This is a genomic window from Corallococcus sp. AB018 (assembly GCF_003986945.1).
Classification (GTDB): domain Bacteria; phylum Myxococcota; class Myxococcia; order Myxococcales; family Myxococcaceae; genus Corallococcus; species Corallococcus exiguus.
The window spans coordinates 1-22,869 of record NZ_RAWR01000178.1; the positions used below are offsets into that span (position 1 = coordinate 1).

20 protein-coding genes are annotated in these 22,869 nt (G+C 70.3%); 10 read left to right on the top strand and 10 right to left on the bottom strand.

The window, feature by feature from the left end:
* Positions 1-23: 23 nt before the first annotated feature.
* A complete protein-coding gene (locus tag D7Y11_RS30865; protein ID WP_158642021.1) occupies positions 24-779 on the bottom strand; it encodes a serine/threonine-protein kinase in 756 nt (251 codons plus the stop codon).
* Positions 780-1,041: 262 nt separating this feature from the next.
* On the opposite strand from D7Y11_RS30865, the gene D7Y11_RS30870 reads away from it, so the two are divergent.
* Positions 1,042-1,839, top strand: coding sequence for a serine/threonine-protein kinase (locus D7Y11_RS30870; RefSeq protein WP_126935465.1), 798 nt, complete (start codon positions 1,042-1,044; stop codon positions 1,837-1,839).
* The gene (locus tag D7Y11_RS30875) at positions 1,836-2,777 is read left to right on the top strand and encodes an RluA family pseudouridine synthase (protein ID WP_126935466.1); all 942 of its coding nucleotides are present in this window, start codon (positions 1,836-1,838) and stop codon (positions 2,775-2,777) included. The genes D7Y11_RS30870 and D7Y11_RS30875 overlap by 4 nt, the downstream gene beginning before the upstream one ends.
* Here the strand turns inward: D7Y11_RS30875 and D7Y11_RS30880 are convergent.
* Complete coding sequence (locus tag D7Y11_RS30880; protein ID WP_014398332.1) at positions 2,774-3,187, bottom strand: secondary thiamine-phosphate synthase enzyme YjbQ; 414 nt, start codon at positions 3,185-3,187, stop codon at positions 2,774-2,776. The two genes, D7Y11_RS30875 and D7Y11_RS30880, sit on opposite strands and share 4 nt — an antisense overlap.
* A 41-nt stretch (positions 3,188-3,228) precedes the next feature.
* Between D7Y11_RS30880 and D7Y11_RS30885 the strand changes: the two genes are divergently transcribed.
* Positions 3,229-4,434 carry a DNA polymerase IV gene (locus D7Y11_RS30885; protein WP_120581308.1) on the top strand — a complete coding sequence of 402 codons (1,206 nt, stop codon included), beginning with the start codon at positions 3,229-3,231 and terminating at the stop codon, positions 4,432-4,434.
* Between the two features lie 577 nt (positions 4,435-5,011).
* Here D7Y11_RS30885 and pcnB read toward each other — a convergent pair.
* The 7 genes from pcnB to D7Y11_RS30920 all read right to left on the bottom strand — a co-directional run bounded on the left by pcnB (position 5,012) and on the right by D7Y11_RS30920 (position 14,399).
* Positions 5,012-6,739, bottom strand: a complete 1,728-nt coding sequence (gene pcnB, locus D7Y11_RS30890; protein ID WP_126935467.1) for a polynucleotide adenylyltransferase PcnB — start codon at positions 6,737-6,739, stop codon at positions 5,012-5,014.
* Between the two features lie 384 nt (positions 6,740-7,123).
* A complete protein-coding gene (locus tag D7Y11_RS30895) occupies positions 7,124-8,170 on the bottom strand; it encodes a phosphatase domain-containing protein (protein ID WP_120581641.1) in 1,047 nt (348 codons plus the stop codon).
* The gene (gene plsX, locus D7Y11_RS30900) at positions 8,167-9,201 is read right to left on the bottom strand and encodes a phosphate acyltransferase PlsX (protein ID WP_120581642.1); all 1,035 of its coding nucleotides are present in this window, start codon (positions 9,199-9,201) and stop codon (positions 8,167-8,169) included. The genes D7Y11_RS30895 and plsX overlap by 4 nt, the downstream gene beginning before the upstream one ends.
* A 10-nt stretch (positions 9,202-9,211) precedes the next feature.
* On the bottom strand, positions 9,212-10,525 hold the full coding sequence (locus D7Y11_RS30905; protein WP_126935468.1) for an MFS transporter: 1,314 nt from the start codon (positions 10,523-10,525) through the stop codon (positions 9,212-9,214).
* A 111-nt stretch (positions 10,526-10,636) separates the two neighbouring features.
* The gene (gene gltC, locus D7Y11_RS30910) at positions 10,637-12,682 is read right to left on the bottom strand and encodes an adventurous gliding motility protein GltC (RefSeq protein WP_120581358.1); all 2,046 of its coding nucleotides are present in this window, start codon (positions 12,680-12,682) and stop codon (positions 10,637-10,639) included.
* Positions 12,683-12,687: 5 nt separating this feature from the next.
* A complete protein-coding gene (locus D7Y11_RS30915; protein ID WP_120581359.1) occupies positions 12,688-13,575 on the bottom strand; it encodes an outer membrane beta-barrel domain-containing protein in 888 nt (295 codons plus the stop codon).
* Positions 13,572-14,399, bottom strand: coding sequence for an outer membrane beta-barrel domain-containing protein (locus D7Y11_RS30920; protein ID WP_120581361.1), 828 nt, complete (start codon positions 14,397-14,399; stop codon positions 13,572-13,574). Before D7Y11_RS30920 ends, D7Y11_RS30915 begins: the two co-directional genes overlap by 4 nt.
* Before the next feature lie 274 nt (positions 14,400-14,673).
* Here D7Y11_RS30920 and cglC point away from each other — a divergent pair, with 274 nt between their 5' ends.
* The 7 genes from cglC to D7Y11_RS30955 all read left to right on the top strand — a co-directional run bounded on the left by cglC (position 14,674) and on the right by D7Y11_RS30955 (position 22,241).
* The gene (gene cglC / locus D7Y11_RS30925; protein WP_120581360.1) at positions 14,674-15,180 is read left to right on the top strand and encodes an adventurous gliding motility lipoprotein CglC; all 507 of its coding nucleotides are present in this window, start codon (positions 14,674-14,676) and stop codon (positions 15,178-15,180) included.
* 114 nt (positions 15,181-15,294) lie between these two features.
* Positions 15,295-16,728, top strand: a complete 1,434-nt coding sequence (locus D7Y11_RS30930; protein WP_121754513.1) for a VWA domain-containing protein — start codon at positions 15,295-15,297, stop codon at positions 16,726-16,728.
* A gap of 169 nt (positions 16,729-16,897) precedes the next feature.
* Positions 16,898-17,401, top strand: coding sequence for a 5-(carboxyamino)imidazole ribonucleotide mutase (gene purE, locus D7Y11_RS30935; RefSeq protein WP_199753819.1), 504 nt, complete (start codon positions 16,898-16,900; stop codon positions 17,399-17,401).
* Positions 17,398-18,540 carry a 5-(carboxyamino)imidazole ribonucleotide synthase gene (purK, locus tag D7Y11_RS30940; RefSeq protein ID WP_126935469.1) on the top strand — a complete coding sequence of 381 codons (1,143 nt, stop codon included), beginning with the start codon at positions 17,398-17,400 and terminating at the stop codon, positions 18,538-18,540. Before purE ends, purK begins: the two co-directional genes overlap by 4 nt.
* 5 nt (positions 18,541-18,545) lie before the next feature.
* The gene (ybaK, locus tag D7Y11_RS30945) at positions 18,546-19,022 is read left to right on the top strand and encodes a Cys-tRNA(Pro) deacylase (protein ID WP_120581269.1); all 477 of its coding nucleotides are present in this window, start codon (positions 18,546-18,548) and stop codon (positions 19,020-19,022) included.
* A 69-nt stretch (positions 19,023-19,091) separates the two neighbouring features.
* Positions 19,092-20,324, top strand: coding sequence for a hypothetical protein (locus D7Y11_RS30950; RefSeq protein ID WP_120581267.1), 1,233 nt, complete (start codon positions 19,092-19,094; stop codon positions 20,322-20,324).
* Positions 20,325-20,462: 138 nt separating this feature from the next.
* Positions 20,463-22,241 carry a GGDEF domain-containing protein gene (locus D7Y11_RS30955; RefSeq protein WP_120581266.1) on the top strand — a complete coding sequence of 593 codons (1,779 nt, stop codon included), beginning with the start codon at positions 20,463-20,465 and terminating at the stop codon, positions 22,239-22,241.
* A 375-nt stretch (positions 22,242-22,616) separates the two neighbouring features.
* Here D7Y11_RS30955 and D7Y11_RS30960 read toward each other — a convergent pair.
* The coding region (locus D7Y11_RS30960) for a transposase (RefSeq protein ID WP_126935470.1) at positions 22,617-22,869 on the bottom strand (253 nt) is incomplete at its 5' end.

Below are 22,869 nucleotides of genomic sequence, written 5' to 3' on the forward strand. Positions count from 1 at the left end.
CCCTGGGTCTGCCTGCCCCCGCCTCAGGTCACCCGTGCCACCCACCGGGCCAGCACGTCCGGCCCCACCGGTTCGTCCAGGGAGGACATGAAGCGCTCCAGGTCCGCATGGAACGCGAGGCAGTCCGGGTAGCGCTCCACCGGGTCCGTCGCGAGCGCCCGCTCCAGGATGCGCTGCATCGTCTCCGGCAGGTCCGGCCGGCGCTCCACCGCGGGCACGTAGGAAGCGGAGCGGATGGCATTGAGCGCGCCCACGAGGTCCTGCCCGACGAAGGGACGCAGGCCGGTGAGCAGTTCGTAGAGCACCATCCCCAACCCGTACACGTCACCGCGCAGGTCCGGAGACTGGCGCTGGAACAGCTCCGGCGGTTTGTACGCCAGTGCATCCACCGGCGTCAGCCGCGTGCGGAGGTCGTGCACCGCCAGCTTCGCGATGCCGAAGTCGCTCACCTTCACGACGCCCTCACGGGACACCCGGACGGTCCCGGGCCGCACGTCGCGGTGCGCCCACTCCAGCGGCATTCCCGTCGCCCCATCCGTCAGCGCGTGCACGTACGCCAGCCCCCTGGTTGCCTGGGCCACGAGCCCCGCGCACACGCCGAGCGGCAGCGGCGCCCCCTGCGCCATCAACGCCTGGATGAGTGTGTGCAGCGAAGGCCCATCGATGGGCTCCGTCACCCGGAATGCGTTCCCATCCTCCGTCCCGAAGTCGAGGACCCGCTGCACGTTCGGATGGACCAGGCACGAAGCATTCTCGGCCTCGGACAGGAACGTATTCACGAGCTCGGGGAGCCTCGTGAGCCCGGGAAGGACGCGCTGGAGCTCACACGGGCCCCTGGCGTCTTCCGCCAGGAAGGACTCCACCCTCTCTCCTTCGGATAGCTTCCGGATGAGCCGATACTTCCCGATTTGCATGGTCCGTGAGGCTTCCCACGCCTCACTGGAAAAGTGAAACAGCCCAGGGGCCAGGCGTTCGCAACCTCTCAAGCGCCGTCTGCATGTTTGACCCTGACGTGACGTGCTCCGTAGGATCCGCGCTCCCATGCCTCCCAAGGCCATTGGTCCCTACCGCGTGTTGGAAACGCTCGGCAGTGGCGGGGCCGGGACCGTCTATCGGGCCCTGGACCGCCGCAGCAACGACGAGGTCGCGCTGAAGCTCCTGTCGACGGGTGGTCCGTCGCTGGACGACCGCGCGGCACGGAGACTCGCGCGCGAATTCGAGACGCTCGCGGACCTGTCCCACCCCAACGTGGTGAAGGTCTTCGAGGCCGGCGTCCACGCGGGCCAGCCGTACCTGGCCATGGAGCTCATCGAAGGGCTCACGCTGCGCCACTACCTGGACGTGAGCTTCAACGACCTGCACACGCCCACGCCCTCCTCGCGCTTCCCGCTCACCCTCCGCCGCACCGCGGACGACGATTTCGGCAGCGTCGACAGTCCGGACGAGGATGAGGACGACGACCGCCAGGTGCGGCTGATGGACTTCGGCCTGGCCAAGTTCCTCGCGGACGACGCGGGCATCACCGCGGACGGCAAGCTGGTGGGCACCTACCGGTACATGGCCCCGGAGCAGATTCTCGGGGAGCCGCTGGACGGGCGCTCGGACCTGTACAGCCTGGGCGTCATCCTGTACGAGCTGATGAGCGGGCGTCCGCCGTTCGACGCGAAAACGCCGCACGAGCTGTGGCGCCAGGTGCTGGAGACGGAACCGCCGCCGCTGCTCGCGCTCAACCTGCATGGCGACCCGCAGCTGGCGCGGGTGGCCCATCGCCTCATCCGCAAGGAGCCGGACGACCGGTTCCAGACGGCCGAGGAAGTGTACGAGGCCCTCTCCGAGTGACCACGACGACGACGCACACCCTCACCGTGGACGCCGACAAGGCGGGCCAGCGGGTGGACCTGTTCGCGGGCGAGGCCCTGGGCCTGTCCCGCGCGCGCATGAAGCGCCTCTTCGAGGAGGGCCAGGTGCGAGTGGACGGCCGCCCCGCCAAGAAGGGCCTCCTCGTCACCGCCGGCCAGAAGGTCGCCGTGACCGTGGAGGAGGCCTCGCGCGAGGCCGTGCCCGACACGGAGTTCCCGCTCATCGTCCTGCACGAGGACGAGGCCCTGCTCTTCGTGGACAAGCCCGCCGGCCGCCCGTCGCACCCCCTGCAGCCCGGTGAGACAGGCACGGTGGCCAACGCCCTGGTGGCGCGCTACCCGGAGGTCGCGCAGGCGTCCCAGGACCCGCGCGAAGGGGGCCTGTGCCACCGGCTGGACGTGGAGACGTCCGGGGTGCTCGCGGCGGCCCGCACGCGCGAGGCCTGGACCGCCGTGCGTGAAGCCTTCAGCAACCGCGCGGTGGACAAGCGCTACGTCGCCCTGGTGACGGGCCCGCTGGCGGACGAGGGCGAGGTGGAGGTGCCGCTGCGCCACCACCCGCGCCACCCGGACCGCGTGGAGCCCGCCCCCTACGGCGCCGAGGATGCCCGCGAGGCGCTGTCCCACTTCCGGGTGCTGGCCCGGTCCGGGGACTACAGCCTGGTGGAGGTCAAAATCCTCACCGGCGTGCTGCACCAGGTGCGCGCGCATCTGGCCGGGGTGGGCGCGCCGCTCGTGGGGGACGCGCTCTACGGGGGCCGCGAGGCGCCGGAGCTGGGGCGGTTCTTCCTGCACGCCCGCTCGCTCACCGTGCAGCACCCGGTGACGAAGGAGCCCGTGAAGGTGGAGAGCCCGCTGCCGCCGGACCTGGTGGCGGAGCTGGGACGCCATGGGCTGGCGTGGCCCGTGGCCGGTTAGTCGCCCATCACCTTGACGATGACGCGCTTGCGGCGCTGGCCGTCGAACTCCGCGTAGAAGACCTGCTGCCAGGGGCCCAGGTCGAGCTTGCCGGCGGTGACGGGAATCAGCACCTGATGGTGGACGAGCATGGATTTCAGGTGCGCGTCGCCGTTGTCCTCGCCGGTGCGGTGGTGGCGGTAGTCGGGGCCGTGGGGCGCCAGGTGCTGGAGCCAGTCCCAGATGTCCTCGTGGAGGCCGGGCTCGTCGTCGTTGACGAAGACGCCCGCGGTGATGTGCATGGCGGACACCAGCACCATGCCCTCCTGGATGCCGCTCTTCTTCAGCAGGGCGGCCACGGTGTCCGTGAGGCGCACCAGCTCGCGCCGGGCCTTCGTCTCGAACCAGAGGTATTCGGTGAGGGTCTTCATGGCTCACACTGTCAGAGGGGACCACTAGAGTGACTCACGTCATGCGAGCCATCCTCCACGTGGACATGGACGCCTTCTATGCGTCCGTCGAGCAGCGCGACAACCCGTCCCTCCGGGGCAAGCCCGTCATCGTTGGCGGGCATGCACAACGCGGCGTGGTGGTGGCCGCGTCCTACGAGGTGCGCCCCTTCGGCGTGCGCAGCGCCATGCCCATGGCGCGGGCGATGAAGCAGGCGCCACACGCCATCGTGGTGAAGCCGCGCTTCTCCGCCTACGCGGAGGCCAGCGAGCACGTGTTCGCCATCTTCGAGCGGTACACGCCGCTGATCGAGCCCCTGTCGCTGGACGAGGCGTTCCTGGACGTCACCGCGTCGGTGGGGCTGTTCGGCGCGGCGGCGGACATCGCGAAGCGGATCCGCAAGGAGATTTCCCACGAGCTGAACCTGCCGGCGTCCGCGGGCATCGCCACGGCGAAGTTCGTGGCGAAGATCGCCTCCGACCTGGCGAAGCCCAACGGCCAGCGCGAGGTGCGCCCGGAGGAGACGGTGGCCTTCCTCGCCGGGCTGCCGGTGTCGCGCCTGTGGGGCGTGGGGCCGAAGACGGAAGAGGCGATGAAGCGCGCGGGGCTCGTCACCATTGGGGACGTGGCGGCGCGGGACGTGGACTGGCTGGAGGAGCGGTTCGGCGCGGCGAGCGCGAAGCACCTGTGGGAGCTGTCGCACGGCATCGACGCGCGGGACGTGGTGCCGGACCGGGCGGCCAAGAGCGTGGGCGCGGAGGACACCTTCGACGAGGACCTGACGGGCCTGGAGGCGCTCAAGCCGCACGTGCACGCGCAGGCCCTGAGGGTGGCCCGGCGGCTGCGGCGCGCGACGCTGAAGGGCCGCGTGGTGCAGCTCAAGCTGAAGTTCGCGGACTTCACGCTCATCACCCGCCGCGTCACGCTGCGCGAGGCCACGGACGACGGGCAGGTCATCTACCGCGCGGCGCTGGAGCTGCTGGAGCGCGCGCACGAAGGCAAGGCGCTGCGGCTCACCGGCGTGAGCGTGCAGTTGGACGAGGACGAGCCGCAGCTGGGCTTGTTCCCGGCGGCCGCGCCGAAGTCGTCGAAGCTGAACGAGGCGATGGACCGCATCGCGGCGCGCTTCGGCAGCAAGGCCATCACCATGGCGGACATCGCGGAGGCGGAGGCGTCGGACGATGACCAGCACCGCTCCGAGAAGCCGGTGGACAAGCCGAAGCGGTAGCGCGGCCCTCGGACATGACCAGCGCCGGAGCACCCGCGAGCGCTCCAGCCCTGTCGCGGCACTGACACGCTTGGGCGAGCCGCAGCGCCCCTACGACACGACAGGGGCCGTAGCACCTGAAGCGCTCCAGCCCTGTCGCGGCACCGACACGCTTGGGCGAGCCGCAGCGCCCCTACGACACGACAGGGGCCGTAGCACCTGAAGCGCTCCAGCCCTGTCGCGGCACCGACACGCTTGGGCGAGCCGCAGCGCCCCTACGACACGACAGGGGCCGTAGCACCTGAAGCGCTCCAGCCCTGTCGCGGCACCGACACGCTTGGGCGAGCCGCAGCGCCCCTACGACACGACAGGGGCCGTAGCACCTGAAGCGCTCCAGCCCTGTCGCGGCACCGACACGCTTGGGCGAGCCGCAGCGCCCCTACGACACGACAGGGGCCGTAGCACCTGAGCGCCCCAGCTCTGCCGCTGCACCGTCACGCGGGAGAAAGCGGTGGCGCGTCACCGGGCTCGCGGACACGACAAGGGCCGGAGCACCTGAGCGCTCCAGCCCTTTCGCTGCGACACCACCGCGAAGGAATTACCCCTCGCCCGCGTCGGAACCGGAGGAGGCGCCCGAACCGCCGCCCTCTCCGCTCCCGTTGCCGGAACGGCGACGACGGCGACGACGGCGCTTGCGGCGAGGGCCTTCCGCGTCCGCACCGCCAGCGGCTCCGGCGCGCGGCGGAGGCACCTCTCCGGCCTGCCAGGCCTCCAGCGCCTCGCGTCCCTCGTCCGTGGCCTCCACCGTCATCGCGTAGACGGCCAGTGCCTCGTTGAAGAGCGGGTGGCGGCGGAAGGCGCCCGTCTTGCGGCGGCGCTCCCCGGACAGCGTGCGCTGCATCAGGAGCAGCATGCGGCAGCGCTCGGCGATGCGGCGCGGCAGCCGCGCGGACTCCACGAAGCCCGCCAGCAGGTCCTCGATGACGCGCGACACCGACGCGCGGCCCTCGTCCTGCGACTCCTCCACCGGCGGGTGCGCGCGGCTGATGGGCACCAGCAACGCCGCCAGCAGGATGGCGTCGTCCAGCACCTCGCCCGCCGACACGCGCTTATCCAGCGCCTGCGCGAAGGCGTAGAAGGTCTTCTCCCCTTCCTTGCCGTTCTCACGCAGGTACTCGTCCACGGGCGGCAGCAGAATCTTCAGCGCGTCCAGCGCCGCCAGCAGCTTCAGCGCCGGGGCGGACACGCCGCCGCGGATGAGCCGGAACGTCTCCTCCAGCAGGCGCGCGGGCGCGCAGCGCGGCAGGTCCTCCACCGCGCCTTCCATCGCCGCGTACGTGCGCGACTCGATGTCCAGGTCCAGCTTCGCCGCGAAGCGCACCGCGCGCAGGATGCGCACCGGGTCCTCGCGCATGCGGATTTCCGGGTCGCCAATCGTCCGGATGAAGCGCTCATCCAGGTCGCGCCGGCCGCGCACGTAGTCGATGACCCGGCCTTCAGCCGCGTCGTAGAACAGGCCGTTGATGGTGAAGTCGCGGCGGCGCGCGTCCTGCTGCGCGGTGCCGAAGACGTTGTCGTGGGTGATGAGGAGGTCCTCGCCGCTCTGCCCCTCCTCCGCCGCCGCCGCCGCGCCGGCCGCCGGCTCCAGCTCCGTCGGGTTCGCGCGGAAGGTGGACACCTCCACGATCTTCCCGCCCTTGAAGTAGACGTGCGCCAACCGGAAGCGCCTGCCGATGAGCCGGCAGTTGCGGAAGATGGCGCGCACCTCGCCCGGGTGGGCGCTGGTGGCCACGTCGAAGTCCTTGGGCTTCTTGCCCAACAGCAGGTCGCGCACGCAGCCACCCACCAGGTACGCCTGGTGGCCGTGCTGGTGCAGCCGCAGCACCACCTTGAGCGCGTCCGGATCCATCTCGTCCGGGTCGATTTCCGCGGGTTCACCCGTGCGGGTGGTGGTGGGCGCCTGCAACTCCGGCTCGTTCGCGGCGGGCTCCGGCTCCGGCTCCAGGATGACGGCCTCGGGCTCCTCGGCTTCGTCACCCGCCTCGGCGGCGGCCTGCGCGTCCTCCGCCTCCGCGGCCTTCAGGGCCTCGGTGGCGGCCAGGATTTCGTCGGTGACCTCCGGGCCGGCGTCCTCGGTGTCATCGTCATCGTCGTCGAACCCGTCGTCCTCCGCCGCGTCCGCGGCGAAGGGGGGCTCGGAGGGGGCCGGGGCGGCCCGGGAAGGGGTTTCGAAATCGCTGGGGTGCTCGGCGGAGTCCGCGGGCACCTGGGCCTCGGTGCGCTCGCCGCGCTCCTCGGGGCCCGACAGGTCCAGGGGGGAAGACATGGAAAAAACCTCGTGCGCGGACCCGGATGCCGTGTCCGCTGCCGCCTCGAAGGAGGCCTCTCCGCGCGCGTCGTCTCCGGGCGCGGCTGGCAGCGTTCCGCCAGGGGGCGGGGGATGGGTCGGGTCTCGCGTCATTCGCCTCGGCAGGGCAGCCGTCTAGCACGCATCCTCCCACCCATGGGGGTCGCGCTTAAGGACATTCTTCAGGGACGTTGGGGGTCCACCTGGGGCCCCCTGCTCGCCCGCCGTGCGCCCGCTGCCCGTGGGAGGCGCTTCCACTGGATAACATCCCAATCCGGGCCAGACTCCGTCCGCCACGGGCCCTCAATGCTGGAGGGGCCGGGAAGCAGGCAGGCAGACGGCCGGGCCCGAAGGCCGGGCGCTTCAGGTGGGCGGCTTCAGGGTGCGCCCCTTGTGGGTCCGGGGCAGCGCGTGGGAGATGAGCGACACGTAGTCCACCGCCTGCACGCGCGGTGGGGGGGGCTGCGTGCCCAGCGCGGCCAGACGCTTGCTGAACGCGGCCAGGATGTCCGGCATGGGGCGCATGGCCTTGAGCAGCGCGTTGGGCCCCTCCATCGCCTGGGACAGCGCGATGGCCGCCTGCTGCAGCGGCAGTCCTCGCCTCAGCAGGTCCTGGAACGAGTTCGACAGCGTGATGATGTTGTGCCCCGCCGTCTGCACCATCTCCACGGCGATTTTCAGCACCTGCGGCGCCGTGAGGTGGCCGTCCGCCAGCAGCACCAGCGCCGCCTGGAAGTAGTTGAAGATGGGCACCACGCGCGGGCCGTACGGCGTGAAGTGCGCGGGCGGCGTCAGCTTGTCCAGGTGGATGAAGATGCGCCGCACCGGGTCCGCGATGGGAATCTTCTTCCACGCCTCCTGCACCCGCGCGACGTCGTCCGGGTACACCCCGCCCGCCTCCAGCACCTGGGACAGCACGCGCTCGTCCACCCGGCCCGCGATGAGGTCCGCGTAGAGCGAATAGATGAACGCGTCGGCTTCCGCGTCGTCGCCGAAGAGCACTTCCTCCGCTTCCACCGGCGCGTGGACGCGGCTCTCCAGGATGGCGGGCAGCTTGTAGCCCACCTGTCCGCGCAGGGCCCGGAAGCGCCCGCGCAGGAGGTTGCCCACGTTGTCCTTGAGGACGAACTCGTCCCACTGGATGCCGTCCAGCTTGAGCTTCTCCTCCAGCACCGCGCGCATCTGCTTGGGGCTGCCGGACACGATGCACAGCCTCGAGTCCCCCTGCTCCGCCAGCTCGCGGATGAGTGCGGACGCGCCCGGGATGGCGACCTTCTCATGGGCCTTCTGGAACGCCGTGCGGAACAGGTCGCGCAGCGATTCGAAGTCCGTCTGGAGGTACGTCTTGTCCAGGTCCCACCGGTAGATGCGGCGCGGGGGGGGCGGGTCGATGCGGTCCGGCAGGCTCACTTCGCCAGGCCCTCCTGGATGGCGGTGCCCAGCTCGTTCGCCACCGCCTTCGCTGCCACCTTGCCCGCGTTCGCGATGGCGCGCGCCTTGGAGCGGCCGTGCGCCTTGATGAAGATGCGGTCGAACCCCAGGATGGGCGCGCCGCCGTACTGCTCCCAGTCCGTGATGTCCTTCAGCCGCTCGATGCCGGACGACAGCATGGCCAGGCCCGCGCGCCAGCGCAGGCTCTCCTTGTAGGCGTACTGGGCCAGCTCCATCACCGTGTCGTGCACGCCCTCCAGCATCTTCAGGCACACGTTGCCCACGAAGCCGTCCGTGACGATGACGTCCACCGTGCCGCGCGGAATGTCGATGCCCTCCACGTTCCCCGTGAAGTTGAGCCCCGCCATCTGCGACAGCCGCTGGTGCGCCTCCACCACGCGCGGCGGGCCCTTCTGGGGCTCGACGCCGTTGGACAGGAGCGCCACCTTGGGCCGCTCGTTGCGGGAGATGATGCGCGCGTAGGCGGAGCCCATGACGGCGAACGCCACCAGGTCCTCCGCGGTGGCCTCCACCGTGGCGCCCACGTCGAGGATGAGGCTGAACGGGTCCTGCTTCGCGCCTCGCACGCCCCGCGTGGGGTACACCGTGGCCAGGGCCGCGCGGCGCACGCCGGGAATCAGCTGGAAGTGGCGCTTGCACGCGAGCACGCCCGCGCCCGTGTTGCCCGCGGAGACCAGCGCATGCGCCTCACCCTCCGCCACCAGCCGGGCGGCCACCGCCACGGAGGACTCGGGTTTGCGCGCCAGCGCCTCGCCGGGCTTTTCGTCCATGCCCACGTAGTCGCCCGCGTGGTGCACGGAGATGCGCTCCCCGTTGTGCTTGATGCTCGCCAGGGCCTCGTCGATGACCGGCCGGTCCCCCACGAGCAGCGCGTGGATGTGCGGAGACTCCAGCGAAAGCTGGGCGGCGCCTCGCACCACCTCCAACGGGCCGTGATCGCTCCCCATCACGTCGAACGCGATGGTGATGTGTTGCGGCTTGCCCACCATGGTCCCCATCCTATGAGCTTTGCTCCGCGCCTGCTCCCGACAATCGCACCTGTGTCACCAGCGACAGTGCCAAAAGTCCACCCAGCGCCACCAGCACCGCGCCCGTCCCGTACGGGGCTGTCGGGCCCAGTCGGGTGAAGAGCAGGCCGCCCAGCGCGGGCCCGATGATGCGGCCCAGCGAGCCGGACGCCTGATAGGCCCCTAGCACCGCCCCCTGCTGCTCCATGGGGGCGTGCAGGGACACCAGCGCGGACAGGCACGGCGTCACCAGCGCGGAGCCCACCGCCAACAGGCCCATCACCGGGAAAAGCCACCCGTACGACGGCGCCACGGGCAGCAAGGCCAACCCCACCGCCGTCAGCCCGAAACCCACCACGGCCACCGGGGCCTCCCGCCCTCCCCTGCCCCCCGGGGCACCTGCCGCCCCATGACCTGATGCGCCATGCCCGGCCGCCACCAGCCGGCGCATCAGCCCGCCCTGCACCAGCGCGGACAGCACGCCCACCACCGCGAAGAGCGCCCCGGAGCGCAGGCTCGCCTCCTTCAGGATGGACGCGTCCGGATGCACCGCGTGAACCAGCCACCCGCCCTCCAGCGGCACCGGCCCGGAGGACAGGAAGCGCGTCAGCAGGTACACGGAGAAGGTGCCCTCCATCTGCGCGAAGGCCACCGTGTAGAGCAGCACCAGCACCACGCACCGGCCCACGACGGGCAGCGTCAACGCGGCGGCCGCGCCCCGCATGTTGCGAGACGTGGCGGACGGCGAGTCCGCCCTGCGCGTCTCCGGCAGGAAGAACCAGGTGTTGATGAGGTTCAGCGCGGACAGCCCCGCCGCGAACAGGCCGATGGCCAGGTTGCCGCCCCACGCCCCCAGGACGCCGCCCAGCGCGGGCCCCAGCACGAAGCCCAGGCCGAACGCCGCGCCGATGATGCCCATGCCCCGCGCGCGCTCATGGGGCTTCGTGATGTCCGCCACCACCGCCTGCGCCGTGGACACGTTGCCGCCGGACACCCCGTCGATGACGCGGGACAGGAACAGGAGGGGCAGCGTGTGCGCGAAGGCGAACAGCACGTAGCCCAGCAGCGAGCCCACCTGGGAGATGAGCAGCACCGGCCGCCGGCCGAACCGGTCCGACAGCCGCCCCATGATGGGCGCCGCCACCAGCTGCATCAGCGAGTACACCGCGACCAGCAGCCCCACCGCGAAGGGGGAAGCGCCAAAGCGCACGCCGTACACGCCCAGCTGCGGAATCAGGATGCCGAACCCGATGAGGTCCAGGACGGCGATGCCGAACACCACCCGCAGCGACGCCTCCCGAGCCAACTTCGCACTCCCTCGTCCCTTCGAGGGACCGTTGGAAAAGACAAGACCGCCGGAGCGCGCGTACGGGGCGCTCCGGCGGCCGGGAAGAATCCCACTCTCAGCGCGAGGCGTCTACATCGCCTCGGCGGACTGGATTTGACGGTTGGCCGTGTCGCGCTCGATGCAGCCCTTGGTCATCGTGTACTGGTACGTGCCCAGCTCGTCACGCCAGTACTCGCCCTCGTAGGGCCAGTAGAGCTGATCGTCCGCCACCGCCACGGAGTACTTGTACTTCTTGACGATGGCCGTGCGGCCGCCCGCCTTGAGCTGCTCCTCCAGGAACTCCTTCTCCTTGGTGGTCGTCTCGAACTTGATGCGCAGGCCGTTGGCCAGCAGCAGCTTGAGCGCGCCCAGCTCCGTCTCCAGCTTGCCCTTGGCCATGATGCCGGCCTTGGAGATGAGGCTGGTGCGCTGGACCTTGAGCTCTTCCAGCAGCTGCTTGGTCAGCTCCGAGTACTTGAACGTGTCGCCCTTGTTGGAGAACAGGTCCATCTCACCCTCGAGCTCCAGGATGGAGTCGTTGGTCTTCTTCAGGTCCTGATCCGTGAGGGCCAGCCGCAGGATGCGCTCCAGGAGCACGTCCGTGCCGTTCTTCTCCAGGCCGTCCTTGTTCTTCTTCTGCACGTCCGCGAGCACCGTGTAGTACTCGGAGGCGTCCATGTTCTTCTTCACCAGCCCGTCCAGCTCGTCGTGCACGGGCAGGTAGGTGCGCTCGAAGTCCTGGAGGATGAGGTTGGACTCCCGGTAGCGGCAGTTCTCGTAATAGATGACCGCCTTGAGGATGAGCGCCTCCGGGAAGTACTCCTCGCGGAAGAAGGGCGACGACAGGGTGATGAGGTTGCCCAGCGCCTGCTCGTACTGGCCGATGCGGTAGTTGGCCCAGGAGGACTCGAAGAGCGCCTCCAGCCACTGCGTGTTCCCGCGCTCCACCTTGTTCAAATAGAAGATGGAGAAGCGGTTCTGCTGCATGCCGTAGTGCGTACGGGCCAGCTGCATGAACGCCAGCTCGCGCAGCGACTTGTCCAGCTTCGCCTGCTCGCCGGAGCGGCCCGCCATGGGACGGGTGAGGCGCACCACTTCCTTCATGGCCTCCACGGACGCCATGACGTCCGTGTTGCCGCGCTTGGCCGCCGCGTCCTTGTGGTTCGTGCCGTTGCGGAAGAAGGCCAGGCCCTCCAGGTACTTCGCGCGCGGGTAGAACACGTCCGTGCGCGGGATGGTCAGCGCCAGGCGCTTCACTTCTTCAAAGGACTTGTCCGCGTTCTCCGTCTGGCCCACCTGATCCAGGGCGCGGCCACGCACGAAGTGGTAGCGCGCCAGCAGGTAGCGGAACTCGTTCCGGAACTTCTCCGGGAACTCGTAGTTCGCGTACCGGGCGATCTCATCCAGGATGACCGTCTCGTTCTGCGTCTTGCGGCTGATGAAGAACAGCCACTCCAGGCTCGTCTTGAAGAACTTCGTGGACGGGCCCGCGGCGAGGATCTTGGAGAACTCGCCCAGCGACGAGTGGTACAGCCCCATGCGGTAGAGCGACTTGGCGAGCACGTAGCGCGCCTCGACGTGCAGGCCCTGGAGCTTGGGGTCCCCCAACAGCTCGTGGGACGCCATCGCGGCCTTCTCGTACTCGTCGTTCTTGAACAGGCTGATGGCCGCGTCCAGGCGCTGGCGGTCCGCCGTCTTGCCGGACACGTCCACCGCGTCGAACGACATCGTGGGCGCGGGCGGCTTGTCGTTGTCCCCCGTGAGGTCCAGCCCCAGGCCGGGGCTGCCCTGCCCGGCCGGCTTCGAGGGCGGCGTGGGCTTCGCGGCGGGCGCGGCCGGAGTGGCCGTGGGCGCCGGCGTCGTCGTCACCGCGGCGGGCGGCGTGGCGGGGTTGCCCACGGGCGCGCTGGTGTCGGAGGCGGACTCGTCCGCGTCCTCGGCAGGGGCGGTCGTCTTGCCCTTGCCACGCTTGACGGACGTCTTCTTCTTCGAGGAAGCCTTCGACGAGGCCCCCTTCTTCTTCTTCTTCGACTGGCCCGCCAGGTCCAGCCCTTCGAAGGACTGGGCCAGCGTGGGGGCCGTGTACGCGAGCGTGAGCCCGAGGACGGCGAGGCGGAGGAACCGGTGGGTGCGCATGAGTCTCAGGAACCGGAGGGGAAGAAGAAGGACAGGCCCAGCTCGAACAGGATCTGGTTGCGGAGGTAGTTGGGCGTGGGATCCCGGCCCTTCTCCACGTAGATGATGTCGCGCAGCTCCGTGCGCAGCGTCATCCACCGGTTGAAGAAGAAGCGCAGGCCGACGCCCACGTTGCCGCCGCCCGTGAGGTACGACTTGCTGCCTGCGGCGGGCGTGCCATCCGTCAGCGACTCCGCCGGCCCCTTGTACTGGACGACGGACGCGCCCACGACGCCGTACATGTCGAAGTGGACGAACTTCTCCGCCAGCAGCGACAGCTTGCCGTAGATGGGCGCCCACTGGACGTCCACGCCGCCCGTGAGCGTCATCTGGCCGGGCGCATACCCGTCCAGCTCACCCTTGGTGGGCGCGCGGCAGCCGCGGGTGTCCCCGTCCTCGCCCGGCGTGAAGGTGCAGATCTGCGCGGAGCCCGCCACGGAGTTCAGCGCGTAGCCACCGCGAAGACCTACGCCCAGCGTCTCCGTGGGGAAGTAGGTGACGGTGCCGCCGAAGATGTACTTCTTGTAGAACGCGTCGCGGATGGTGATGGACGCGGACGGGCTGACCTCGAAGCGGCCCTTCTTGAGGAACATGTGGCCGGACACCGGCCGGATGCGCTCGCGAAGAGGCCCCAGGGCGTCCTTGTCCACCTCCGACACGTCGCCGGCCTCCTCCTCCTGCGAGCCGGCGGGCGGGTTGGAGTTGGCGGCCGTCTTGGGGGCCGGGGTCGCCGGAGCCGGAGCAGGCGTGGCCGGAGCCGGAGCGGCGGCGGCCGGAGCGGGCGCCTGGTCGGCGGCGGCGAGCGTGGGCACGCCCGCGCACAGGGTCAGGAGCAGACGGAAGGCGGGCTTCATTCGGACTCCCTCCCCGTCGACTTGAGGGGCAGGAAGATGGAGATGCCCGCGTTGAGGGTCATGACGTTCTGGAGGGCGCCCTTGCTGCTGCCCAGGGGCTGGTCCACGTAGGAGGTGTTGATGAGGGCCACGTTGACGGCCAGGTAGTCCTTGGTGACGAAGCGCATGCCCAGGCCCAGGTCGAACGCCGGGTTGAGGCCGCGGTCCGGCAGCGCGGAGGTCTCCGTCCTCACCACGCCCATGCCACCCAGCAGGTAGCCGTCGAAGTGGAGGATGGAGTTCAGGAAGGACACCTTGCCGTAGAGCGGCGCCCACTCCAGGTCGCCCATGGCGGACCAGTTCGGCACGGAGCCGTAGATCTTGCTGTTGAAGGTGCGCTTCGCCGTGCGGACGTCATCCGACGGGATGACCTGGATGAGCGAGCCACGCGCCGAGACGGCCAGCGTGTCCGACAGGTACCAGGCCGCGCGCAACGAGCCGCCGAACTTCGAATAGAACGGGTCGTTCACGGAGATGCTCACGAACGGTGAGATCTCCAGGCGGTTCTTCTTCAGATAGACCTTGCGCTGAACGCTCTTCACCCGGTCGTCCTGGGTGATGTCCGTGAGCGGCATCAGCGCTTCGATCGGGATGTCCTTCGCCGGGGTGGCGGCTGGCGGCGACGCGGGACGGGCTTCCTCGTCCGGCGGCGGCGCGGGGTTCTCTTCGGGTGGCTTGGCCTGGGAGTCCTCGGTCAGATCGAGGCCCATGCCTTGCTGGTTCTGGGCGGGGGCCAGCGCGGGCCACATCAGGCTCAGCGCAAGCAGCAGCGTGGGGCGGTTCAAGTCCGGGCGCTCCGTGGGGGGAGGGAACGTACTGCCACCGGAAGGCAGCATGACATCAGCCGCACCATCCTATCGGCCGTATTCCCAACCATCAACCAGCAGAATGCGCCTGCCTCCTCTGTATTCCTCTCGTATCGCTTCACAATTCCACTGTGCTCACGCCCCGCGGGTCAGGGGTTGGCGCGAAGAAGCGGTGTGCTACCGTTCCCGGGTTCCGGGCGTCGGCCTCCCCCCTTGGCGCGCCCTGTTTCCATCCTTCCTAGAGGTCTGAAAGATGTTCGTGCGAACCGCGCTCTTCCTGTCCGCCGCCCTGATGCTGGGAGGCTGCGACGTCACCACCGAGCTGGGCAAGCCGTGCCAACTGGTGCGCAGGGCCACGGACCAGGAGCGGGAGGAGCAGGGCCGCAAGTTCGTGGAGATCCAGGAGAAGGACATCGCCGTGGATCAGGACTTCATCTCCTTCGGTTCGCTGGACTGCGAGGACCTCGTCTGCGTCCGTGACGACCAGAGCCCCCGCAGCGACAACCCGGAGGCGTTCGCCCTGGGCTACTGCAGCAAGGAGTGCGTGCAGGGCACCACGACGGGCTGCGAGATCACCCGCACCGTGGATGACGTGGAGCCGGGCCTCAAGGAGCGCATGACGTGCCGTCCCCTGCTCCTGGACCAGGACACGCTGGACGCCATCAAGATCGCGGACGAGTCCTTCTACCGGCGCACCTTCGGCGAGAACAACTCGCCCTACTTCTGCGCGGGCGCCGTCCCGGCGGCCCAGGGCAACTGAAGTCCGGGCTGAACAGCCCACTGAACAGTCGCCTCGCGCGAAAGGGTTAGACCTTTTCGCGCTCCCCGTTCGTAAAGGCAGGGCCCGCGTTTCAAACGCCTTTGGAGCCCTGCCATGAATCGTACGGTCCTGTTCCTCGCCCTGGCTGGTGGCCTTGCCCTCACCGCGCTGGTGCTGGGCATGCCCCGCGGGGGCGGCCAGCCGCCCACGCCGCACGTCGTCGTGACGTCGCCCACGCCCCCCCCGCCCGTCCCGCCGCCGGGTCCGCGCGTGTCCACGGGCAGCCTCCAGGTGACGAGCCGGCTGTCGCACCCGTACGTGCCGGTGGGCCCTTCGGAAACGTACGTGACGGTGGACCTCACCGGCGCGGAGGTGCCCGGGGCGAAGCGCAGCCCGGTGAACCTGGCGGTGGTCATCGACCGGTCCGGGTCCATGAGCGGCTACAAGCTCCAGCAGGCGAAGCAGGCCGCGCGGCACCTGGTGACGCTGCTGCGCGACGAGGACCGGCTGGCCATCGTGCACTACGGCAGCGACGTGAAGAGCCTGCCGTCCCTTCCGGCCACCTCGGGCAACCGCGAGCGGATGCTCCAGTTCATCGACGGCATCTGGGATGACGGCGGCACCAACATCAGCGCGGGCCTGTCCGTGGGCCGCACGCAGCTGGCGTCCGCCATGGGCGGGACGGCCACGGTGAACCGCCTCATCCTGATGAGCGACGGCCAGCCCACCGAGGGCGTGTCCGACGAGGAGGGACTCAAGAACGTGGTGAAGGAGATCCGCGCCTCCGGCATCACGGTGAGCTCCATTGGCGTGGGCACGGACTTCAACGAGGACCTGATGCAGGCCTTCGCGGAGTACGGCGCCGGTGCGTACGGCTTCCTGGAGGACGCGAGCAAGCTGTCCACCCTCTTCCAGCGCGACCTGCAGCAGGCCACCACCGCGGTGGCGCGCAACGTGGAGCTGTCCTTCGAACTGCCCCCGGGCACGACGCTGGGCGAGGTGCTGGGCTACCGCGCGCACCAGGCCGGAAACACCGTGCGCGTGGCGCTGCCGGACTTCTCCGCGGGCCAGACGGAGCGCGTGGTGGCGCGGCTGCACGTGACGGGCACCACGCCGGGCCAGTCCGTGCAGGTGGCGGGGCTGAAGGTCGCGTACACGGACCTGCTCGTGCAGAAGAACGTGGAGGACCAGTCCATGCTGGCCGCGGTGGCCACCAACGTGCTGGAGGAGGTCGTCCAGCGCCAGGACAAGGAGGCCACGGTGTACGCGGCCCGGGCCCGCAGCGCGCAGAACCTCCAGAAGGCCGCGGAGGCCATGAGCCAGGGCAAGAAGGCGGAAGCCAAGGGCTACCTCTCCCAGAACCAGGCCCTCTTCGAGGAGGCAGGCGTGGTGGCGGGCGCGGCGGCGGTGGCGGCGGATCAGGCCGAGCAGACCCGCGCGATGCAGGAATACGACGACGCGGACTCCTATGAAGCCCAGAAGGCCGCCGTGAAGAACAGCAAGGTGAAGGCGCTCAAGAGCTTCGGGCGCATGGGCTCGACGTACTGAGACTCCGGAGCTTCGAGGGGCATGCAGGGGGGCATCGCCCGCCTCCCTGCCCGCCCGCCATCGCGACGTCACATCTTCGCGGTTGACCTCCGGAATCGCGTGGCCCTATCTCCGCGTTCTTCCAGGCTTCACCCCCTGGAAGCAGGGCGCACTGGAGGCGCGGACAAGCATGGCGGCGAGCGCGAGCACCCCGTGGGTCGGGGTCATCATGGGCGGCAAGAGCGACCTGGAGCATCTGCAACCGGCGATCGACATCCTCGCCGAGCTGCGCATCCCGCACGAGGTGCGCATCGTCTCCGCGCACCGCACGCCGGACTGGATGATGGAGTACGCGTCCAGCGCGGAAGGCCGCGGGCTGTCCGTCATCATCGCCGCGGCGGGCGGCGCGGCGCACCTGCCCGGCATGGTGTCCAGCAAGACGCTGCTGCCGGTGCTGGGCGTGCCCATGCCCACCACGGTGCTGTCCGGCTTCGACGCGTTGCTCTCCATCGTACAGATGCCCAAGGGCGTCCCGGTGGGCACGCAGGCCATTGGCAAGCCGGGGGCCGCCAACGCGGCGCTGCACGCGGCGGCCATCCTGGCGCTGAAGTACCCGGAGGTGCGCGAGCGGCTGGCCGCGTGGCGCAAGGCCCGCACGGATGAAGTGCTGGCGCAGCGCGAGGTGGCGGGATGAGCGGCCCCATGGTGCTGCCGGGCGGAACGCTGGGCATCCTGGGCGGCGGCCAGCTGGGGCGCATGATGGCGCTCGCGGCGCGCACGCTGGGCTACCAGGTGCAGGCGTTGGATCCGGACTCGGCGTGCCCGTCCCGCTCCGTGGTGGACCGCTGCCTCACCGCGTCCTTCTCCGACACGACGGCGGCCGAGGACCTGGCGCGCCAGTGCGACGTGGTGACGCTGGAGATTGAGAAGGTCTCGCTGTCCACGCTCAACGCGGTGTCGCGTCACGCGCCCATGCGGCCCGGCGCCTCCGTGCTGGAGGTGGTGCAGCACCGCGGCCGGCAGAAGGCCTGGCTCGCGAAGGGCGGCTTCCCGCTGGGCCCGTGGCGCGAGGCGCACTCGGAGGCGGAGCTGGCCGCGGCCATCACCGCGCTGGGCGGCAAGTGCTTCATCAAGTCCAGCGAGGGTGGCTACGACGGGCGCGGCCAGTACGAGGTGAAGTCCGCCTCCGAGGCGGGCACCGCGTGGAAGGAGCTGGGCGAGCGCTCCGTGGTGGCGGAGGCCGCGCTGGACCTGAAGGCGGAGCTGTCCGTGCTGGTGGCGCGCGGGCCGGATGGGCAGCTCGCGGTGTACCCGCCGGCGTTCAACCACCACGAGGAGCGCATCCTCGCGTGGTCGCTGTTGCCGGGTCCGCTGCCCCAGGCCGTGCTGACGCAGGCGTCTCAGGTGGCGCGCGACATCACCGCCGGGCTGAAGGTGGAGGGGCTCCTGGTGGTGGAGATGTTCCTGCTGGGTGACGGGTCGCTGCTCGTCAACGAGGTGGCGCCCCGGCCGCACAACAGCTTCCACTCGACGGAAGTGGCGTGCCTGACGAGCCAGTTCGAGCAGGCCGTGCGCGCGGTGTGCAACCTGCCTCTGGGCTCGGTGGAAGTAGTGCGCCCCGCGGCCATCGTGAACCTGCTGGGCGACCTGTGGCTGCAGGAAGGCGGCCCCAGGTTCGCGCAGGCGCTGGCGCTGCCCGGCGTCCGGCTGCACCTGTACGGCAAGCGGGACGCGCGCAAGGGTCGCAAGATGGGCCACCTGTCCGCGGTGGGAAGTTCGCCCGAGGACGCGCTCCAGCGCGTGAAGGCCGCCGCCACGGCCCTGGGGATGTAATGCCCATGAAGACGAACGCCGCCCGGCTCCTGGACTCGCTCGGCATCGCGTACACGTTGCGCGACTACGACGTGGATCCGGACGACCTGTCCGCGGAGACGGTGGCGGCCAAGGTGGGCATGCCCGCGGAGCAGGTCTTCAAGACGCTGGTGGCCAAGGGCGACCGCACCGGCGTGTTGATGGCGGTGGTGCCGGGCAACGCGGAGCTGGACTTGAAGGCCCTGGCGCGGCTGTCCGGCGACCGCAAGGTGGACACCATCCCCCTCAAGGAATTGCAGCCGCTCACCGGCTACATCCGGGGCGGCGTCACCGCGCTGGGGGGCAAGAAGGACTACCCCGTCTTCGTGGATGAGACGCTGGAGCTGTTCGATGAAGTCGCCGTGTCGGCCGGGGTGCGCGGGACGCAGATTGTCCTCGCCCCGGCGGACTACCTCCGCGTGACGAAGGGCAAGCCGGGACCCATTTCGCGTCCGAAGGCGTAGACCCTTTTCGCGAGCCGCGCGTTCGAAGAGACATTCCCGGCCCTTGGGGGCCGTTCCCGGGGTGTCCCGATGAATGCCGCCGTGTTGCAATTCCACCACCGCGAAGCCTTCGAGCACACCGTCACGCGCGCGTTGGCGGCAGGCGCCGGAGCGGGGCTGGTGCAGTGGCTGTCCTTCCGCGTGGGCATGCCGATGCCGCTGACGTGGCTGGTGCCCGCGGCGGTGGTGCTGGCGTGCGCGCGAGGCGACCGGTGGGACCGGGGCCTCTTGAGTGGCCTGGGGTTGCTGCTCGTGGCGCTGCCCTATGGGCTGGGCCTGTCGCCCGCGTGGACGGTGGCCACGAGTGGCGCGGCCGCGGGCGCGCTGCTGGTGCGCTCCCGCCTCAACGACCTGGGCGAGGAGGGACAGGTCGCGGAGGCCCGTCCCACGCTCGTGCACTACGGCCTGGGCGCCGTGCTGGGCGCGGGGCTCACGCTGGCGGGTGGCGTGGTGGCGAACATCCTGTCGGTGCGGCTGGCGTCCGTGGCCACGCCCACGCTGCTGGCGGCGGCGGTGGTGGGCGGCATCGTGGGGCTCTTCGTGGGGCTGGGCGCCATCGCCGCGCACCTGGGGCTGACGGCGGATCCGGTGGAGGCGCGCGCGGAGGAGCTGCTGCCCCAGCTCTCCGGTGACTTCCACACGCTGTCCGAACGCGCGCTGTCCCTCTACCGTCAATGCGGTCAGTCCCTGGCGAAGCTGCCCCGCGAGCCCGCGCGCGAGGAACTGGCCCGCACGCTGGCGCGGATCACCAAGGGCGCGGTGGAGCTGGCGTCCGAGTGGGCTGGCGTGGAAGCGCAGCTGGAGGAGCGCGCCGCCGCGGAGTTGCAGGCGGAGCGCGAGAGCCTGGAGCGCAGCGCTCGCGCGAGCACGGACGTGGTGGCGCGCCGGCAGTTGGAGGCCGCGGCGGCGTCGCTGGCGGAGGAGGTGGAGCGGCTGGGAGACATGCGTCAGCGGCGCGAGCGAATCCTCGCGAGGCTGCGCGCGGAGGTGGCCCTGCTGGAGCGTGCGCGCGTGGCGCTCCTGTCCCTGCGCAGCGGTCAGGCCCAGCTGAAGGCGGCGGAGCTGGCCTCGCTGGCCCGCCGGTTCCGAGCCCTCTCGACCGCCCAGGGAGAGGAAGGCCAGGCGATGGACGCGGTCGCGGCCCAGGTCACGCTGACCCAGGTGGCGGCGGCGAACGTGGCCCCGGTGACCCCGGTGGATCCGGGGCCGGACGCGTCCGAGGGCGCCAAGGTGCCGGAAATCCAGCGGATTCAGGGGGAATAGGACCTGGGGAGGCTGACGGGGCCCTCCCGCCCGGGCCCTGGGGGACGCCCGTGGCAAGCGTCCGTTTTCGATGTTGGCCCTGCCGAGTGGTCGGGGGGGACTGAAGCTTGAGCCAGAGCGCGGTACATTTCGAGAGCCATGAGCCTGCCCTCCCCCAGCAAGCCCGCACCACCTCCGCCCTGGCTCTGGAACGGTGACGAGCCAAGGGTCGCCACCGTCTTCCAGCCCATCGTCGATCTGCTCAGCGGCGAAGTCCTCGGCCACGAGGTGCTGTCGCGAGGCCTGGGCCCGGTGGAGTCCCCCAACGAGCTGTTCAACCGCGCGCGGGTGGAGGGCTTCACCTACGAGTTGGAGCGCGCATGCTGGACCGCGGCGGTGCGTCGCATCGCCACGCTGCCGGAAGCGCAGCGGCGCGGACCGTTCTTCTTCAACGTCAGTCCGGACGTGTTGAGCGACGAGCGCTTTGGCGGCGCGTCCACGCTGGAGCTGCTGCGTCAGCACGGCCTGAGTCCCCAGCAGCTGGTGCTGGAGATCACCGAGCGCAGCACGTTCGAGGACACGGAGCAGCTGCGCATGCTCGCGCGGCGGTATTCGGAGCAGGGCTTCGGCATCGCGCTGGACGACTTCGGCGCGGGGCACTCGGGTCTGGTGACGCTGGTGCACAGCGCGCCGGACTTCATCAAGTTGGATCAGGCGCTGGTGCGGGACATCCACCTGCACACGTACCGGCAGCACCTGGTGAAGTCGCTGGTGGCGTTCGCGCAGCGCGTGGACGCGGTGCTCATCGCCGAGGGCGTGGAGACGTGGAACGAGCTGGCGGTCCTGCTGCGCCTGGGCATCCGGCACGCGCAGGGCTACCTGCTGGCGCGGCCCGTGAGTTCGCCGCAGCGGCCGGGCGCGGATTTCGCGGAGCGTTGCCGCGAGGCCATCCGCGCCCTGCACCACCGCGAGCACGAGGATGACGAGACGGTGGGCAGCATGATCATCCGCCCGCCGTGCGCGCCGGTGACGGCGCAGGCGGTGGAGCTGGATCGGCTCTTCCGCCGCACGCCGGGCGAGGACCACGTCGTGCTGCTGGACAACGAGCAGCCGCACGCGGTGGTGACGCGGCGGAGCTTCTACGCGCGCTTCGGAGGAACCGCCGCCAGCACGGAGTCCGCGCTTCCGGACGAGCCGCGCGAGGCGCCGATGGTGGTGGAGGACGCGACGGCCATCACGGCGCTGGCGCGCATGGCGATGCGCCGTCCGCCCGAGTCCGTCTACGACCCGGTGGTGGTGACGGACGCGAAGGGCCATTTCCTGGGCACGGTGACGATGAAGCAGCTCATCGCGCGGGCCTCGGACCTGGAGCAGCACGCGGCGACGGGCGCGCATCCGCTCACCGATTTGCCCGGCAGCCGGATGATCGAACGGTGGATCCGCGCCGCGCTCCAGGGCAGTGCGTTCACGGTCATCTACGCGGACCTGGATCACTTCGAGGCGTACAACGACCGCTACGGATTCCTCCAGGGCGACCGGGTGATCCGCTACACGGCGAGCGTGCTGTCGGAGTGCCTGCACCTGTTACCGGAAGGCTCGAACCTGGGCCACGTGGGCGGCGACGACTTCGTGCTCGTGTGTCCGGACGCGGTGGCGCCGGAGGTGCTGCGCACGCTCTGCCAGCGCTTCGACGCGGAGAAGGTCCCGCTCTACGGTCCGGAGGACCTGCGGCGCGGCGGATTCACGGCCAAGGACGCGGCAGGCAACACGGTGCCGGTGACGCTGAGCCTCGCGGCGGTGGACCACCAGGGGTTGTCCGCCAACCCCCACCCCGCGGAGCTGTCCGCCGTCGCCGCGGCCCTGCGCAAGCGAGTGAAGGCCGTCTCCGCGCAGACGCACACCAGCACGTTCCTGTTCCAGCCCGGCGCGGTGAAGTAGCCGGACCGCGCCTCACGTCCAAAGTGAGGCACGGTCGCCCGTCCGAGCCCACCGAAACGGCACGGCCCACGGGTATGCCCCGGCCCCGCCGGGACTCCCCGCCAGCGGTCCCCAGCACGAACCTGTCCGACTGTCCGACAAGTTGGGAGGACCGGCGATGGGGCCCGCCGCCCCATTCGCGTAGCGGAAACCTGTCCGACTGTCCGGCAAGTTTGGATGCACCGTGGCGAGAGGGCCACCTGGTCCAGCCGCGCGCCGGAAACCTGTCCGACTGTCCGACAGATTGGGCGGACCGGGCCGATGGCGGCGGCCACTTGGGCGCCGGAAACCTGTCCGACTGGAGGTCTGCGCAGAATAAGGGTGCAGGCTGACTGGCTACTGAGCCTCAAGGGAGGCAGGCGCCTCCAGCACGAAGTAGACGCAAAAAAGCCGGCTGCGTGTCAGCAGCCGGCGGATGTTGTGGGCCAGGAGTTTGAGGAGGACTTCGGCCCGGACGGTGCAGGGGTGGCGGGAGCTGAGACGACGGAAACGCATGTCGTGCTCCACCGAGGCGAACACCGGCTCCACGGTGGCGATGCGCTGGTGGTAGCGGGCCGCGGCCCCCCGTTGGGACATGCGCAGGAGCATG